The sequence below is a fragment of the Rhizobium sp. YTUHZ045 genome, from assembly GCF_051124255.1.
Lineage (GTDB): Bacteria > Pseudomonadota > Alphaproteobacteria > Rhizobiales > Rhizobiaceae > Rhizobium.
On sequence record NZ_CP101432.1, the window covers coordinates 2,420,516 to 2,436,881 of the forward strand.

A 16,366-nucleotide genomic window follows, 5' to 3' on the forward strand; every position below is an offset into this window, starting at 1 on the left:
GCGTTAGCATCCGAAGGACTTGGAAGTGAGCAAGCCGAATTATCGGGATATCGCCCGCCACGCCGGCGTTGGAACGGCCACGGTCGAGCGGGTCCTGAACGGACGCGGGGGCGTTCGGCCGGAACTGGTCGAGAAGGTAATATCCGCGGCGCGTCACCTGGACTACCCGCGCAAGCTTCCCGACACCCATCGCGGCCTGCTCCGGATAGAAGTGCTGATGGTTCGTCCGGAAACGAGCTTCTATCGTCGTCTTTCCCACGCCTTCGAAAGGATTGCGGCAACCCTTGATCCCTTGGTCGTCGTGCATCGCAGTTTCACCGACGAAATGAATCCGGAGGCGATTGCGCGCCGCATTCTCTCCACCGACCTTTCCCGTGCCGGCTTGATCCTTGCCGTGCCGAGCAGCCCCTTGATCAGCGCCGCGGTGGAAAAGGTGAATTCGCAAGGCCTGCCGGTGGTCCATGTCGTCACCCGCGCTTCCGAACGCGTCGGGGAGTTCGTCGGCATCGACAACAATGCCGCCGGCCGGACGGCTGCGCTCTATATCAGCCGAATGGCCCTTCGAAGCGGCCCTATCGTTGCGATCTGCCATCCGATCTATCAGGTGCATCGCGATCGGATCCGCGGTTTTTCGGACTATTTTCGCGATCATCCCGGCGCCTCCGATTTCGGATGGCTGGGATTCGGTGGCGATGAAGAGCGCGCCAGCGCCGATCTCTTATGGTCGGCCCTGGAGATGTATCCCGGGCTTGCCGGCCTCTACAATGCCGGCGGCGCCAATTCCGCCCTGATCGAAGTGCTTCGCCGCCATCCGCGCGGCGGCAACGTCTTCTTCGTTGGACATGAATTGACGGACTATACCCGCGCGGCCCTGAAGGACGGCATCATGGATGTGGTACTTGACCAGGCGCCGGAAGCTCAGGCGCGACGCGCGCTCGACCACATCCTGCGCCGCATCGGCTTGACCGAGATCGAGCCGGACCGGAGCCCGATCCACTTCATCACCATCACCAAGGAAGGGCTTTGATCTAATTAGATCAAGGAAGCCTTCGCCGTTCGAAATGCCCCCTGCTACTTTCGCGTCAGGAGAAGTTCCGGTGCGCAAGGAGCCGCATCGGATCAAGGCGCGCGGGGCGCTCTCCTTTACCAAGAATATGTGCGGGTGCGGAGACATCAGGCGCCCGGAGGAGAAGCCAATGGATGATCTGAACTTCGGCAAGCGTAACAAGCGCGGCGATTGGGCGCCGAACCAGCCGGTCGAAACCGCGCCGCTTTTCGTCTTCCCCCCGCAACTGACGGCTATCCTGAAATGGCTACCGCACTACTTCCTTCCTTGGAACCTGATTTTTGCGGTGTCTGCGCTCGCCTATTGGGCTTGGATCATCCCCCCGGTCGCCACGATGCAGACGCTGAGCCTCGGCTGGATCGCCTGGCTATACGCCGTGAATGCGATCTGCGTATTCCTGTTCTATGGCGCCTTCGAACTGCATCTCTATGTTCTGAAGCGCCAGGAAAACCGCTTCAAGTACAATGGCAAGTTCCCCGCCGAACAGAAAAACAGCGCCTTTTGGTTCCAAAGCCAGAACCTCGACAATATTCTGCGCACCTTCCTGTCTGGCGTCGTGATCTGGACCGCCATCGAGGCTGGTATGCTCTGGGCCTATGCCAACGGCTATGCACCCTGGCTCGGCTTCGCGGAAAATCCATGGACGCTCGCGCTCGTCGCGCTCGTGGTTCCGATCATTCACGAGTTCCACTTCTTCTGCATTCACAGGCTCATCCACACACCCTTTCTCTATAAATGGGTGCATTCGGTCCACCACAATTCGGTCAACCCTTCGCCCTGGTCATCGCTGTCGATGCATCCGGTCGAGCATCTGCTCTATCTGGGAACGGCGTTTTACCACCTGATCCTGCCCTCCAACCCGGTCATCATGCTCTATCAGTTGCACTATGCCGGCTTCGGGGCAATTCCCGGCCATGTCGGCTTCGACAAGGTCGAGGTCGGCAAGGAGAGGCTGGTCGATAGTCACGCCTATGCGCATTACCTCCACCACAAATATTTCGAGGTGAATTACGGCGATGCCCTGATCCCGCTCGATAAGTGGTTCGGCACCTGGCACGACGGCTCCCCCGAAGGCGAAGCGCAGATGCAGGAACGCTACCGCAGGCGAAAGGAAAAGCTCGCAGCCCGCAAGACCCGCCTGGAAGCCGAAGGAGCCGCCGAATGACCTGGGTTTCAGCTGGCAGACTTGACGACATCGAACAGGAAGGCGCCATCCGTTTCGATCATGGCGGACGCACCTACGCGATTTACCGGGGCCCGGATGACAGCGTCTACTGCACGGCCGGGCTCTGCACACACGAGGCGATCCACCTCGCCGACGGACTGGTCATGGATTTCGAGGTGGAATGTCCGAAGCATTCCGGCGCTTTCGATTACCGCACCGGTGAAGCGCTGAGGCTGCCGGCCTGCGAGAACCTGAAGACCTATCCGGCGGAGGTCGTCGACGGAGAGGTGCGCGTGGCCCTCGGTTAGACCCGCCAATCGAACAGGCCCGTCGGGCCTCCGGGAGGAAAGCGGGTGGTCCGGCACCAATAGGGAGGATGACATGAAATCAATCTGTATGGCGGCCGTTTTGGCCGCCTTGATGGCGGGCACCGCCACCGCCGAGACGATCGGTGTGTCGATGCAGAGCTTCGACAACAATTTTCAGACACTGCTGCGCGAGGGATTGCAGGCAAGAGCGTCAAAGCTGAACGGCGTTAAGCTTCAGATCGAGGATGCGCAGACCGACGTTTCCAAACAGCGTAGTCAGGTGGACAACTTCATCGCATCGGGAGTGGATGCGATCATCGTGACGCTGGCCGATACCTCAGCCGCAACCGGCATCAGCGAGGCTGCCCGAAAGGCCGGAATCCCGCTCGTCTATCTCAATCTCGAACCTGAGAATATCGACAAGCTGCCGGAAAAACAGGCCTATGTCGGTTCGAAGGAAACCGACTCCGGCAGGCTGGGGGCCGAAGCCGCCTGTGAACTGCTGAAGAAGAAAGGCAAGGCAAATGACGCCCAGGCTTACATCTTGATGGGCGATCTGGCGCATCAAGCATCGCGCGATCGTACCTCATCGGTCAAAGCGACGCTGGCTGCTGGCGACTGCAAGGGCGTCACCATTGCCGACGAGCAATCCGCGGCCTGGACTCGCACGAACGCCATGGATCTAACCACCAACTGGCTCACGGCGGGCCGTCCGATCGACGCGATCTTCGCCAACAATGACGAGATGGCGCTTGGCGCCATTCAGGCGCTCAAGGCATCCGGCGTATCGATGGATGACGTCATTGTCGTCGGCATCGATGCGACACAGGATGCTTTGGCCGCAATGGCCGCCGGCGATCTTGACGTGACGGTCTTCCAGAACGCCAACCAGCAGGCGGCAAGCGCCGTCGACGCAGCCGTCGCCTTGGCCCACGGCAACAATGTGGACAAGGAGGTCTGGGTGCCGTTCGAACTGGTCACACCCAAGAACATGACGGAATACGCCAAGAAGAACTGATCCTCCCCGGCCGGCGTCTCATCCTCACGAACGCCGGCTGCTCATTCTACTGGAGAATGCAATGGACGGTATCGTCATCATCGGTGCAGGCGAGTCCGGAACCCGGGCGGCCTTCACCCTGCGCGAGGCGGGTTATTCCGGAGCCGTCACGCTGGTCGGAGCCGAGCCTCATCTGCCTTATGAACGGCCACCTCTGTCGAAAACTCCCGATGGCATGGTGCGGATGAAACTGATCTGCCCGAAAGAAGCGCTGGAGGCGGCCGGCATCACCTATCTCAAGGGCTGCTCGGTCTCCAAGCTGGATCCCGCCGCCGCGACCGTAAGCTTGAGCGACGGTCAGCTATTGGGTTACGAAAAGCTGCTGCTGACCACCGGCGCACGGCCGAGGCGGCTTGCATGCGCGGGCGCGGAACGTGCGCTCGATTTTCGCACCCACGCCGACGCCGAAGCGATTTTCTCCAATGTCGCGCCCGGCCGACGCATCGCGATCATCGGCGCGGGTCTGATCGGGATGGAACTCGCATCCGTCCTTCGCGCAAAGGACGTTACGGTCGATGTGATCGAGGCCGCGCCGAAACCTTTGGGCCGCGCCGTCCCTGCCCGCTTTGCCGACAAGCTGCATGCCCGACATGCCGCCGAAGGTGTGCGCTTCCACTTTGATCGGAGCGTTGCGGAGATCGGCAAGGACAGTGTCGTCTTGAGCGATGGCACCATCCTGCCTGCTGACCTCGTCGTCAGCGCCATCGGGGTCCAGCCTGAAACCACTTTGGCGGAAGCATCGGGGCTGGCCACGGGAAACGGAATTCTGACGGACGCATGTCTTCGCACCAGCGCGCCGAACATATTTGCCGCAGGCGATTGCGCCGCGGTGGCCCAACCCGGCGGAGGACACATCCGCTATGAAAGCTGGCGCAATGCCAGAACGCAGGCCGAGACCGCAGCACGGAACATGGCCGGCGCCGCCGAGACTTTCGCCGCCATTCCCTGGTTCTGGTCCGACCAATACGATCTCGGCCTCCAGGTGGCGGGGCAGCCGCTGCCCGCGCATCAGAGCGTCCGGCGATCGGCGCCGGAGGGAGAGCTCGAATTCTATCTCGATGACGGGCGTTTGGTGGCCGCCGCGGGTCTTGGCATCGGCAACGGCCTGGCCAAGCATATCAAGCTGGCCGAAATGCTGATCGCCGCTTGTATCAGTCCCGAGCCTGCGGCATTGGCAGATCCGGGCGTGAACCTCAAGACCCTTCTGAAAAGCGCGCGGGCCGCATGATGCAGAAGCTCCTGATCTTCCAGTCACTCTGGGCCATGGAGCGCCGGCACACCGATGGGTTCGAGCCGAGCCTCGACGACAATATCGCTGCGATCTGCGAAGCGGGCTTCGATGGCATCAGTGCGCACTATACCAACCGCGACGATGTCATCCGCCTCAACAAGGCCATTCGGGGCACCGGCTTGAAGATCGAGGCGGTCTGCTTTCCCCGCAGCATCGAGGATTTGCGTCTGCCGCTGGAACTTGCCGCGGCCTTTCCGGTCAGCCACATCAACCTGCAGCCCGATATCCGCCCCCGCCGGATCGAGGATTGCCTGCCGATTCTCGATGGCTGGATGCGGCTCGCCGAAAATGCCGGTATTCCGGTATTCATCGAAACCCATCGCGACAGGATGACGACGGACCTGTTCTTCACGCTCGATCTGCTCGATCGACGTCCCGATCTGCCGTTGCTGGCCGATCTGTCGCATTTCCTGGTCGGGCGCGAATTCGCCTTTCCGGTCGATGAGGAAAATCACGCGCATATCAGGCGCATCCTGCAGAATGCCCATGCATTTCACGGCCGCGTCGCTTCACGCGAACAGGTGCAGATCGAAATCTCCTTTGCGCATCACCGGCCCTGGGTCGATCTCTTCCTGCAGTGGTGGGACTACGGCTTTCGCCATTGGCGATCACGCGCAGCCGATGACGCCGAACTGGTCTTTACCTGCGAATTGGGCCCCAAACCCTATGCGATCACCGCCAGGGACGGCAACGACTCGACGGACAGATGGGCCGAGGCGCTGGCGCTGCGCCAGATGGTGCGCGAACTATGGGCTGCCATTGCCTGAGCCGCAGCGCACGAACAATCGTGCGGCAATTCGTTCTCTCGTCACCCCCGCCGCCACTCTGAGGTGGCGGCCAATGACTCCGTCAGATCAGTGCAGGCGCGTCCGCAGCGGTGAGTGCGTTGGCAAAGGTTGGGGATTGTTAATCAGAAATGCCTAATGTATTTCTTAACGTGCAAAAGTTGTGCGGCAGTTAAGTTGCTATAATATCTGGTAGGACATTCAATCAGGGAGAGCCTCCGACATGCGGAAAATTCCTGCTGCCAGCTTGGCCCTCGAAAAAACGGAGACAATCGATTCGGGGGGCCCGGTCGACCGGCTTATGTTCTTTGATCGCGATTTCAATCCCGTTGAAAATTTGCTTGGCAATGCGCTGCCCACCTCCTTAAAACCAGCCGCCTCCTTCTGGGAGCATTTTCCGGAGCTGGACAAATCAGCAGTCATGCTGGCTTTCCGTTCACTGGGTGACAGCGCCCAGCCGTTGCGAATAACAGACGCGCTCGGCGGATCACATGACCTGACGATCTATCGGATCGGTGATCTGTTTGCCGTGCTCCAATCCGAGGAACAGGTTGACGACGAGCGCGCAACACTTTTGCATCTCGCCACACATGATCCGCTGACTGGACTGCCGAACCGGCGCCAGTTCAGCGAGGACCTGAGCGCGCTGTTGCAGGAGACTGCAAGCTCGAACGAAACTCTTTCATTGATGCAACTCGACCTCGACGATTTCAAGCCCGTAAACGACACGCTCGGGCATGCGGCGGGCGACCAGCTTCTTCAATCGGCTGCAAGGCGTATCCAAGCCTGCCTCTCCAGCGATGACAGGGCCTATCGATTGGCTGGCGACGAATTCACGGTGATCTCCCTTGGCGGAGGACATCCGGCCAAAGCGCACCTCCTGGCCGAAGATCTGGTTGCCGCGTTCAAAAAACCCTTCACGATAGACGGCATTGCACTCTTTGTCGGCACCAGCATCGGCATATCCACCGCTCCGTCGGACGGCACGAGTCCGGAACAGCTGATGAAGGCTTCCGACCTCGCACTCTACGCCGCCAAGAAAGAGGGGCGTGGTCGGGCAAAAGCCTATGACCCAACAATGCTAGAATTGCTGGAGCAGCGGGAACTGCTTCGCCGCAGTCTGCGCATGGCACTCGACCAACAGCAATTCTATGTCGAATACCAGCCGATTGCCGAGGGCGGCTGCATTGTCGGCTTCGAGGCGTTGCTGAGATGGCACCACCCCCTGCTTGGAAAAATTCCACCGTCGGTATTCATTCCAATGGCCGAGGCGGACGGAATGATGCCGGATATTGGGGCGTGGGTGTTGGAACAGTCATGTCGCGAGGCGATGAAATGGCCGGACAACTACCTCGTCGCCGTCAATGTGTCCGCGGCTGAATTCTTGACAAGCGGCCTGACCGACCGGATTTCCCAGACGCTGGACCTAGTCGGACTGCCGCCCGAGCGTCTGGAGCTCGAAATAACCGAGAGCGTACTGCTCGAGCGGACAGTCAACAACATTGATACGCTCAACACGCTCAATGTGCTGGGCATACGAATTTCGCTTGACGACTTCGGCACGGAATATTCGTCCCTGAGCTATCTCAAGACATTTCCGTTCGACACGATCAAGATCGACAAATACTTTATCACTGATCTCGAAACCGATCTGAAAAGTCAGGCAATCGTCCGCTGCATCGTGAACCTTGCACATGACCTCGACATGCAGGTGACAGCCGAGGGAGTTGAAATGCCGGGTCAGGCGGAATGGCTGCACAGCGTGGGCTGCGACCGGCTTCAGGGCTACCTGCTGAGCAGACCGCTTCCCGTCGAGGCAATTGACGAATTCATCAAAGGGGCAGAAGCATTCAAAAACCGCGCCCGACGATAGTGCTCGAAACTTTTCGCCGTGCTTCTACATTGCATGCAGATCCAACGCTCCTGACAGACGAACGGAGGATATATTGGAAGAGGAAGCATCCCGCTTCGACGACCACGCATTTGTGCCGATGGTATCACTGGAAATGAACGTTGCGATGTTCAAATCTCAATGGCAGTTTTGCGACGAGATTACCGAATATCTCTCCGATATCCTCGGCCAGGGTCATAGCGATCCGGCTCGCTATTCCAACTTTCTTTCGGTCGCTGCAAACGAGCTCATAGAGCTCGCCTTCCGCGCGACAAACGAACGGGGAAAGATACGTTTCAGCCTCTCACGCAACGCGACGTTCAACCGGCTGAGAATTGCCTTTCCTTGTGATGAGGAATTCCGCCGCAAACACACCAAGGTAGGATCAAGCGAAACAGAGCCTGGCCTCGACAACGGCTCCGGTCACCTGGTTACCAAACCCAATGAGGCCTTGCTCAGTAACCTGGCGACGATATTAGGCGCCGGTATCCGCATCGAGAGAGACGGCGAGGACGGGATCGAAATCATTGCCGATTTCCCCTCGGCCGAGGATTTCCAATGAGCCTGCCTCCCCTGCCCTACACCGTGCGGTTTGATCCGACAAACCAGGAGCTCGTGTTGTCCGGCAAGATGCGGCCCGAAAGCACCGCCGAGATTGCCGATGCCCTCGAACTGTTGCGGCAAAGTTTGGAAAGATACAGCGGCATCGTTTACCTCAATGTGAAACGCCTGACGCACATCAATATGACGGCCTTCGCCGCCCTCTCCGATGTCGTAGCGGCAGCCTGCCGAACCAGGCCGGAACGGCAGATTAAGATCATTACGTCGAGCGTAATGGCGTGGTCTGCCTCGCTGTTCGAAACGTTGACGACATCGCAACCAAACCTGTCGGTTGAAGTCTATGATTCGGCCTTTTATCCCGGGCAAAGCTTTGTCGAGGACGAGAGCTTCATTCCCATTCTGCGCACGCAGACGAAAATGACATGGAGGCACGAACGCGAACTCTTACCACGCCACGGTCTGCGCAACGGTCAGGTAATGGCCGATATCTGTTGCGGCATTGGTGATTTTGCGGCTCTGGTTCAACGGGAATTCAACCCGACGCGCCTTGTCGCACTGGACCACTCCGTGCGCAGTCTCGACTATGCCCGCAAGGTCGCCGCCGAGTTCGGCATGGACGGCATCGAGTACACCTATGGCGATGCATCACAGATGCTGCTTCGAGACAATCAATTCGATTTTGTAACCTGCCGGCATTCGCTACAGATTTTCGACCGCCCCGAGATGCTCCTGCGGGAGCTTTATCGCATCTGCAAGCCCGGCGGTCGTGTCTACATCACAAATGAAAAGAATTCGCATTGTTTGGGGGAGCCGCATGCCGACTCGATAAAATGGACCTACGAGGAAGTGGCAAAATTGTTCAGGCACTTCGACATGGATGTCGAGATGGGCCCGAAAAGCCGCCATCTCCTCCTCAACGCCGGCTTCGAGGACATCAAGGTCGACTGCTTCATGGTGACGAACCTTGACGGCGACCCCCAGGATTTCGCAGATATCATCGAAGCGTGGGAAAATGTCTATGCAGGCGAGATGGCGGTGCGCCGCGGCGACCCGCCGGATTTCATTCGCAGATTCCGGCAAGGATTCAAGGATCACGTCTTTGCCGCTCTTCACCCTAAAGGTTACGCAGGCTGGCCGATCTGGGCAGCCTCTGGTCGAAAGCCGCTATGATGGATATGGGATCATCGAAAAGACCGGTTGGACTGAGCTCGTTTCGGGCGAAATTCATCCTGGTCGTCGGTGGAGCCGTTCTCTTCGACTTATTGGTCAGCGGCGGCCTGGCGCTTTGGAATGTTCAGAGGCTGTCGCGTGACGCAACGCTGGAAGTCGGCCAGGGCCTCGAAGCCGCAAGCCAGGAATATATCCGCACCTATGCCGATTCGACCGCAGCCCAGGTGAACCTGCTCCTGCGGCAGGTTCACAACGACGTCGACACCTTGGCAGGCGTGCTGCAGGCGCAGATCGACAATCCCGTGCGCAATTCCGATGTCGGCGCGGCAATCGCCCGCACATCGCCGGACAGTGTCAGTCTGTCTTACGATGAGAAGGGGAAATGGTCGCAAAACGCCCCCGGCTCCGCTTCCGTCGTCAGCGTCTGGGGTTACTTGCTCGGTGAGGACCATCAGCCGAAGCCCGAAATCAGGCGCGATATAGAGACAAGCGCGGTTCTCGATCTCGTTGCGCCGAGCCTGCTACAGCACGGCGCTTCAAAGCTGCAGATGTATTACATCGGACCGAGGGAACGACCGATCTTCAGGACGGCGCCCTATACCGATCAGGCTCAGACCTTCGACCGCCTTTATCCCGGGCATAACGAAGCTGATTTCTGGAACTTCTTTTTTCCCGGCCTGTATGAGTCCTGGCAGGGATGGGCCAAGGACATGAAAACGCGACCCGTCGCGGACGATATCACGCAGACGGCTCCCTATACGGATGCAATTACCGGCAAGCTGATCGTCAGTTTCTTTCATCCGCTCTGGACCGCCGACCGCAAGGACGTCGCCGGGACAGCCGGCGCCGATATCACGCTCGACCAACTCGCCCAGACGGTTGAAAATGTGAAAGTGGCCCAGTCCGGCTTCGGCTTCTTGGCCATGTCCGACGGAAACGTGGTTGCGATCAACGGAACAGGCGAACAGACGCTCGGGCTGCGTTCTGCGAGCGGTGCGAGCGGAACCGGCGTGACCGGGCTGGAGCGTTCCTTGAAAGGAAGCGCCCAGCCTGCGATAGCGAAACTGGCCCTCGACCGGGAACAGGGCATTCAACATCTGCTGCTACAGCGGGACGGTAACGAGGTCCCCTATATTGTAATCGTCAAGAAACTGCCTGCGACGAATCTCTGGTCCAGCGGCCCGGTTCGGCAGGAGGCGATGTTGCTGGGAGTGGTTGTGCCGGAACGGGAAATCGATGCCTCGCTCTATGCCGCCCAGGCGAAAATTTCCGAGGCCACCAACCGGATCGTGATCTATCAGATCCTGGCGATCTTGATGTCGCTGCTGATTGTGACGATCGCTGTGTTTGCGGCTTCGAAACGCATAACGAGCGGGATCAGCGCACTTGCGGGGGCCGCCAAGCGGATTCAGGCGCAGGACTATTCGGTCAGAGTGGCGATAACAAGCAAGGATGAGGTCGGTGCTGCCGGTGAAGCATTCAATCGGATGGCCGAACAGATCAGCTATCACACCGAAAATCTCGAGCAACTCGTCGAAGAACGAACGGCCCAGATCGCAGATCAGAAGGAAGAGATCTCGGCGTTGAATGCACAGCTCCAGCGAGAAAATCGCCGTCTCGGAACAGAGGTGGCCGTCGCTGAAAGAATCCAGCTCATGGTTCTTCCGTTGCAACAGGAGCTGGAGGAATTTCAGGACATCGAGATCGCAGCCTATATGAGACCTGCGGAAGAAGTCGGCGGCGACTATTACGACGTCTTGAAGAACGGAAAGCGGTTGAAGATCGGGATCGGCGACGTCACCGGTCACGGGCTCGAAAGCGGCGTGTTGATGCTGATGGTCCAGTCTGTCGCCCGCGCCCTTCAGGAGGCGGGGAACACCGACGCCGTCAAATTTCTGGCGGATCTAAACAGCGCCCTGTTCAAGAACATAGTAAGGACGAGAATAGACAAGCATCTTACCCTGGCCTTTCTCGACTATGACGGCAAGGAGATGATCTTGTCCGGGCAGCACGAGGAAGTTGTCATCGTGCGGGCGAACGGCGAGATCCAACGCGTCGACACCATGGATCTCGGCATACCGATTGGCTTGGACGCCGATATTTCTGCATTCATTAAAACTCGTGAAATAACGTTCGAGAAAGGCGACCTCATCCTCCTGCATACCGACGGCGTAACGGAAGCAGCGAACGGCGCGGGGGAAATGTTTGGCATCGAACGTCTCTGCAGCGAAGCGCTTCGCTTGAAGGGTCAGAGCGCCGAGAAGGTCGTTTCCGGAATTGTCACGACACTGATGCACTTCATCGGATCGCAGAAGATCTACGACGACATCACGCTTCTCGCAGTACGGCATAGGTGAGACATGGCGCCTAAAATATACGGCATCGAATCTTTGGCGGAGATCAGCCTGGATTCTGGCGCTCGCCTGACATTGAGTGATGGGCCGCTTCAGCTTGGATGGAAGCATTCAGGAATGACTTCGGACTTCATAGCGGAGATCATGGCGCTGCCCTATTCCCGGTCGAGGAAAGATTACCTGCAGGCGCATCATGATATCGGATACCTCAGCAACGAGCTGATCGAAAATGCCGTCAAATTTCGACAGCCTGGCGAGATCCTTATCGAAGCCGACATAATCGATGGAAGCTTTCTGTTCAGGGTCAAGAATGCAATCGACGGCGCGACATCGTCTCGCTTCCAGCAGCTCCTGCAGCGCCTTCAATCGAAGGAACCCGGCGCACTTCTTCTTGAGCAAATCGAAACCAATGCCATATCGCCGGAAAGTGGTTCCGGTTTGGGCCTACTAACCCTTTTGAGCGATTACGATGCGAGAATGGCATGGACATTCGAAGAGAATAATGACGAGCATATCATACTGACGACGACTGCAGCTGTGGCGATGCCACCCTCCTCCAATCGGTGAGCGAAGAATGGAAATCAGTGACGAAAGCTTCCGCGTATGGGCGGAAAAAAACGAGGTGTATTTCGATGGCGTCTTCCGTCTGGCAGGACCGGACGCCTATGCGCCGATCTATTCATTGATAACAGGCCTTCTCCGTGAGGGGCACAAACAGGTAACGTTCAACCTGACGGGCCTCGAATTCCTGAACTCCTCGGGCATCAACCTCCTGGCGAAGCTGACCATCGAAGCCAGAAAGATGGACGACCTGCTGCTCATCGTCAAAGGCACCAATCAACATCCGTGGCAGGCAAAATCCCTGCCGAATCTTAAGAAGCTGCACCCGCTGCTCGATTTGCGCCTGGCGTGATTTGCGGCAAACAACTCTCCTTCTTCATTCCTGTCGCGGGTTAACCCGCGGGAGATGCAGTCGCGCGCAATATTGCCAACGACCGCGGTGATGCCCCCACCAGATCGACCTTCCAGCGCCGACCCCACCGGTTCGCCGCGACGAATAGCCGGTGCTCTGCTCCCGCGTTGTCCTCGTTGCACAATCTGTGATCGTCTTTCAGTGGACGAGCAACGGGAATTTTCTCCATGAAGCTGATGCTGCGGAGCACGATTTCTCACCCATCCGGATGATTGTAATCACTGGTGCGATCTATAGTTTAGAGCAGGTTTTTGGCGACGCCACGCGACTAGTCGACGATCGGGCTCGGATTTCGCGAAGAACTCTTTTTGCAAAGAGCATGCCCGAGCAAGCAGATGTGGCAGGTGTAAAGGAACTTTCGTGGCTGGACTAGCTTCGAATAGTCCGAATGATGTTTTAAAGGTAACAACATGCGTAAAACAGTAGCAGTCGGCCTGGCAGCCCTGATTGCCATGTACCTTCTCGGCGGCACGAGCGCGAGACATGAGATCTTTCCTTGGCCGCAACTTTCCGCGGCGAAGAAAATGGTAACCGGAGAGCAGGCGGCAGCTCCAAGCCGTTATACTTTCGACGATAAGGAACGACTCATTGCCGATGAATCAAAAACCGCTGTGACCTGCCCGACTCAAACTGATCGAACTGCTGTCCTACTCATTCTTGGCCAATCGAACGCGGCCAACTACGGTGGACAACGGCACCGATCGGATTATGGCGCTCGCGTTGTAAACGCCTTTGACAAACGGTGCTTCATCGCGGCGTCGCCGCTTCTTGGCTCGACCAATACCAAGGGAGAGTACTGGACGCTTCTTGGGAACAAATTGATCGCATCGGGACAAAACGACAATGTCATCCTCGCACCTCTCGCATATGGCGGATCAGAGGTCGCACGATGGGCGACAGGCGGCGACCTCAATCCTATGCTTGTCGACACAATGAAACAGCTTCAGGATTCCGGTTATCGGATAACGAGCGTCCTCTGGGTGCAAGGAGAGGCAGACCTCGTTATGGGCACCACTGCGGAGACGTATGAGAAACATTTCATGTCGATGGTCGACACATTGCGTCAGCACGGCGTCGAAGCACCCGTTTACATTTCGATCGCATCGAAATGCCTGGAACCGAGCAACGGCGGCTTCAAGGAGCACATTCCCGACAATGCGATCGTACGGGCGCAACTGGCCCTATCAAGAAGTGGCCACGGTATCCGAGAAGGCGTCAATTCTGACGCGTTACTCGATGGAGATGACCGCTACGACGATTGCCATATCGGGGAGTCAGGCGCTGAGAAAGTGTCGCAGGCCTGGCTGAACCTTCTGCGTGGCGAGAGCCACCTGGAAAGCTCGCGATAGTCTTCCCTGAACCGGTTCTCGCGCCTTCGTGAGCTTCGACCATGGCCGCCCGCAGGCCGAGTCTCGTATGCTTCTTCTGGGACCATAGCCGGGCCCTTCGCCAGACCTCCGTCCGATGTGCAGAGCGCGATAGCAATCTATCTTCCAAGTCAGATCTCGTCGTGCAGTTGCACGGCATCTGGTCTCATTGGAGGAAACGATGCGGATAACAACTTTAGCGTCCCTGGCCGTGCTTTCGCTGACGCTTGCAGCAAGCCCGGCAACGATTGCGGGGCTCGACATGAGCGCATTGGCAAAGGACGGCGGGAACGGCGGCGGCAATGGTGGTGGCAACGGCGGCGGTAACGGCGGCGGTAACGGCGGTGGCCACGGAAACGGTGGCGGCCACAACAGCGGTTCAAACCACGGCAATTCCAACTCATCAGCCGTGAGAGGCAAATCGTCCGAGGCATCGGGCAAGTCCAAATCGGGCAAGTCAGACACCGCAGCCACCAGCACCAAGGAGAAGAACCTGTCGGCGCAGCTTGCGGGCCTGAATTCCTTGAAGCGGAACTATCGGGCGCTGATGAATACATCGGATCCACGCATGACTGCCATCTCGGCTTACGCCGTGGCTTATGCCCAGTATGAAATCGACAACGGTATCGAGCCTGCGGCCGACGATCCCCTGCTGGGCGATCAGGCGCTGGAGGACGCGTTGGCTTCCGCAACGAAAACCGGTGAGGTCAGCCCGGCGGTCCTGGATGAAGCCAAGACCATTCTCGGGGTTGGCGATGCCGACGGCAAGATTGATCAGATCCGCACCTCGCTGGAAAACGCCGCGTCGGCGGCGCCAGACGAATAGCCACCTGGCGAGATGTGAGAGGTGCGAAGCCGACACTGGTATTAATTCGCACCGAACTAGGAGAGCATTTCCGTTTCTGTTTGCGTCCGGAAATGCTCTATTTTTTTGTCAATTTTCCCGGCGGCCCGAGTCTTCCATTTTGGCCTTTATGCCTTGGCCAGCTCAGCTTTCAGATCGGCAAAGACCTGTTTGACATAATCGGCGAGCGGCCTGCCGCCCTGCTCTTCCGCCCAGGCGTTGACGCCGCAGAGAGCCTCGCTCTGAGGAGCCCCGCAAGGGCCTCGAAGGGCGATGCGGGCGGGCCGGCAATCGCCTGCCTTGCGTGCAGCGGCTCACTCCTGCGCAAGCAATATTGTTCCAGGCGCAAATTGGAGTTCGTAGAAAATCCGCACGGACAAAACGACGCCGGCGATCAGGACGACAATCCCGGCACCTTCGATCGGGGTCGGCCAACGAGCATGCACGACAAGTCCACCGATCACACCGAAGGCCGTTTCAGAGACGATCAATTGCGCAGCCAAGGCAACCGGCAGGCTCCGCGACGCAATGTTCCAGGCCCAGACGCCGCCTACGGTTGCCAGCAGCGCGAAAGAAGCGCCCCAAATATACAAGCTGCCGGCGGCACTCCAACCGTATCCCAGCGTTGGAAGCCGGAAGAGGTCCAGCGCGGCACCGAAGGGGTAGAAGGCCAGCATCAGGATACCACCTCCGACCAATATCAGCGCAGCCCACACACCGGAGGGCATTTCCGGTCGGGCCGCCAGTGCAGCCTGATTTGCAAGCGCGAACCAGACCCAAAGTCCCACCGCTGCGAGCGACAGCGGCACGCCGATCCACAACGAGCGCACAGAATCCAATCCTTCCGCCGTGAATGCCGTGCCATTGACGAGAGCAAGGCCGGCCAGCACCAGCGCCAGCGGGATCATGAGGGAGCGCCACGGCAATGACCCCTGACGCTGGTTACCAACGACCATCAATACGATCGGCACCAGACCGAGAAAGGCGGGAGCGATGACCGGGCCGGCAAAGACGGCCGCTCCCGTCACGGTCAGGAAGTAGCCGACATATCCGATGAAAGCGAGCCAGATGGCATTCAGGCAGTTGCCAAGCGTGAGGTGGCGCAGGACACCCTTTTCGGAAAACAGGATGTAAAGGCCGACGAGCGCCGAGACAACATGACGGATGAGGGCGAAATCAAAGGTGGAATAGCCGCCGATGATGAAGGGCACGATAAAGTTGAGCGAAAAGGCAAAGGCAGCAAACAGAGCGGCTGACACGCCAACATAGAAGAACCTGTCCATGACGATTACCCCTTTTTGAAGTTGCGTCACCGAGCCGTTGATCTCCGTGGCACCGACGGTGTCCATTGGCAGTCAACGAAATCCTTGATCGGATGGGGAAATGTACTGGCCAGAGGCCCGGGCCGGCAGCCGCTGAATATGAGAACCACCCTCTCGATGCGCATCCACCGGATCGTGAAGCGGTTCCGCATCGTCGAGACGTTTGAACGACAAGGGGCTGCCCGGGTGATGATGAGGTGGCGCTCGCGGCA

15 protein-coding genes are annotated in these 16,366 nt (G+C 58.4%); 14 read left to right on the forward strand and 1 reads right to left on the reverse strand.

Annotated elements, in window-relative coordinates; all coding sequences use genetic code 11:
* Positions 1 to 25: 25 nt before the first annotated feature.
* From NMA58_RS12300 to NMA58_RS12365, 14 genes are all read left to right on the forward strand, one after another.
* A complete protein-coding gene (locus NMA58_RS12300; protein ID WP_434710256.1) occupies positions 26 to 1,027 on the forward strand; it encodes a LacI family DNA-binding transcriptional regulator in 1,002 nt (333 codons plus the stop codon).
* Between the two features lie 169 nt (positions 1,028 to 1,196).
* Positions 1,197 to 2,231: a sterol desaturase family protein gene (locus tag NMA58_RS12305; RefSeq protein ID WP_434710258.1), complete on the forward strand. Its 1,035-nt coding sequence runs from the start codon at positions 1,197 to 1,199 to the stop codon at positions 2,229 to 2,231.
* A complete protein-coding gene (locus NMA58_RS12310; protein WP_097598103.1) occupies positions 2,228 to 2,539 on the forward strand; it encodes a MocE family 2Fe-2S type ferredoxin in 312 nt (103 codons plus the stop codon). The genes NMA58_RS12305 and NMA58_RS12310 overlap by 4 nt, the downstream gene beginning before the upstream one ends.
* A 73-nt stretch (positions 2,540 to 2,612) precedes the next feature.
* Entirely contained in the window at positions 2,613 to 3,557 is a 945-nt protein-coding gene (locus tag NMA58_RS12315; RefSeq protein ID WP_434710260.1) for a substrate-binding domain-containing protein, read from the forward strand.
* 61 nt (positions 3,558 to 3,618) lie between these two features.
* A complete protein-coding gene (locus tag NMA58_RS12320; RefSeq protein WP_434710262.1) occupies positions 3,619 to 4,824 on the forward strand; it encodes an NAD(P)/FAD-dependent oxidoreductase in 1,206 nt (401 codons plus the stop codon).
* Positions 4,821 to 5,654 (forward strand): sugar phosphate isomerase/epimerase family protein, encoded by an 834-nt coding sequence (locus NMA58_RS12325; RefSeq protein WP_434710264.1) that lies wholly within the window; start codon positions 4,821 to 4,823, stop codon positions 5,652 to 5,654. The genes NMA58_RS12320 and NMA58_RS12325 overlap by 4 nt, the downstream gene beginning before the upstream one ends.
* 241 nt (positions 5,655 to 5,895) lie before the next feature.
* A complete protein-coding gene (locus NMA58_RS12330; RefSeq protein WP_097598101.1) occupies positions 5,896 to 7,545 on the forward strand; it encodes a putative bifunctional diguanylate cyclase/phosphodiesterase in 1,650 nt (549 codons plus the stop codon).
* Positions 7,546 to 7,618: 73 nt separating this feature from the next.
* Entirely contained in the window at positions 7,619 to 8,125 is a 507-nt protein-coding gene (locus NMA58_RS12335) for a hypothetical protein (RefSeq protein ID WP_097598100.1), read from the forward strand.
* Positions 8,122 to 9,294 carry a methyltransferase domain-containing protein gene (locus tag NMA58_RS12340; RefSeq protein WP_434710266.1) on the forward strand — a complete coding sequence of 391 codons (1,173 nt, stop codon included), beginning with the start codon at positions 8,122 to 8,124 and terminating at the stop codon, positions 9,292 to 9,294. The genes NMA58_RS12335 and NMA58_RS12340 overlap by 4 nt, the downstream gene beginning before the upstream one ends.
* On the forward strand, positions 9,291 to 11,651 hold the full coding sequence (locus tag NMA58_RS12345) for a SpoIIE family protein phosphatase (RefSeq protein WP_434710268.1): 2,361 nt from the start codon (positions 9,291 to 9,293) through the stop codon (positions 11,649 to 11,651). The genes NMA58_RS12340 and NMA58_RS12345 overlap by 4 nt, the downstream gene beginning before the upstream one ends.
* A 3-nt stretch (positions 11,652 to 11,654) precedes the next feature.
* Complete coding sequence (locus NMA58_RS12350) at positions 11,655 to 12,215, forward strand: slr1658 superfamily regulator (RefSeq protein ID WP_085778606.1); 561 nt, start codon at positions 11,655 to 11,657, stop codon at positions 12,213 to 12,215.
* A gap of 7 nt (positions 12,216 to 12,222) precedes the next feature.
* Positions 12,223 to 12,561 (forward strand): slr1659 superfamily regulator, encoded by a 339-nt coding sequence (locus NMA58_RS12355; RefSeq protein WP_085778607.1) that lies wholly within the window; start codon positions 12,223 to 12,225, stop codon positions 12,559 to 12,561.
* Positions 12,562 to 13,031: 470 nt separating this feature from the next.
* On the forward strand, positions 13,032 to 13,970 hold the full coding sequence (locus tag NMA58_RS12360) for a sialate O-acetylesterase (protein ID WP_430958459.1): 939 nt from the start codon (positions 13,032 to 13,034) through the stop codon (positions 13,968 to 13,970).
* A 199-nt stretch (positions 13,971 to 14,169) separates the two neighbouring features.
* Positions 14,170 to 14,814: a hypothetical protein gene (locus NMA58_RS12365; RefSeq protein WP_434713414.1), complete on the forward strand. Its 645-nt coding sequence runs from the start codon at positions 14,170 to 14,172 to the stop codon at positions 14,812 to 14,814.
* 332 nt (positions 14,815 to 15,146) lie between these two features.
* Here NMA58_RS12365 and NMA58_RS12370 read toward each other — a convergent pair whose 3' ends face one another.
* Complete coding sequence (locus NMA58_RS12370) at positions 15,147 to 16,115, reverse strand: EamA/RhaT family transporter (protein ID WP_430958478.1); 969 nt, start codon at positions 16,113 to 16,115, stop codon at positions 15,147 to 15,149.
* Between the last annotated feature and the right edge of the window lie 251 nt (positions 16,116 to 16,366).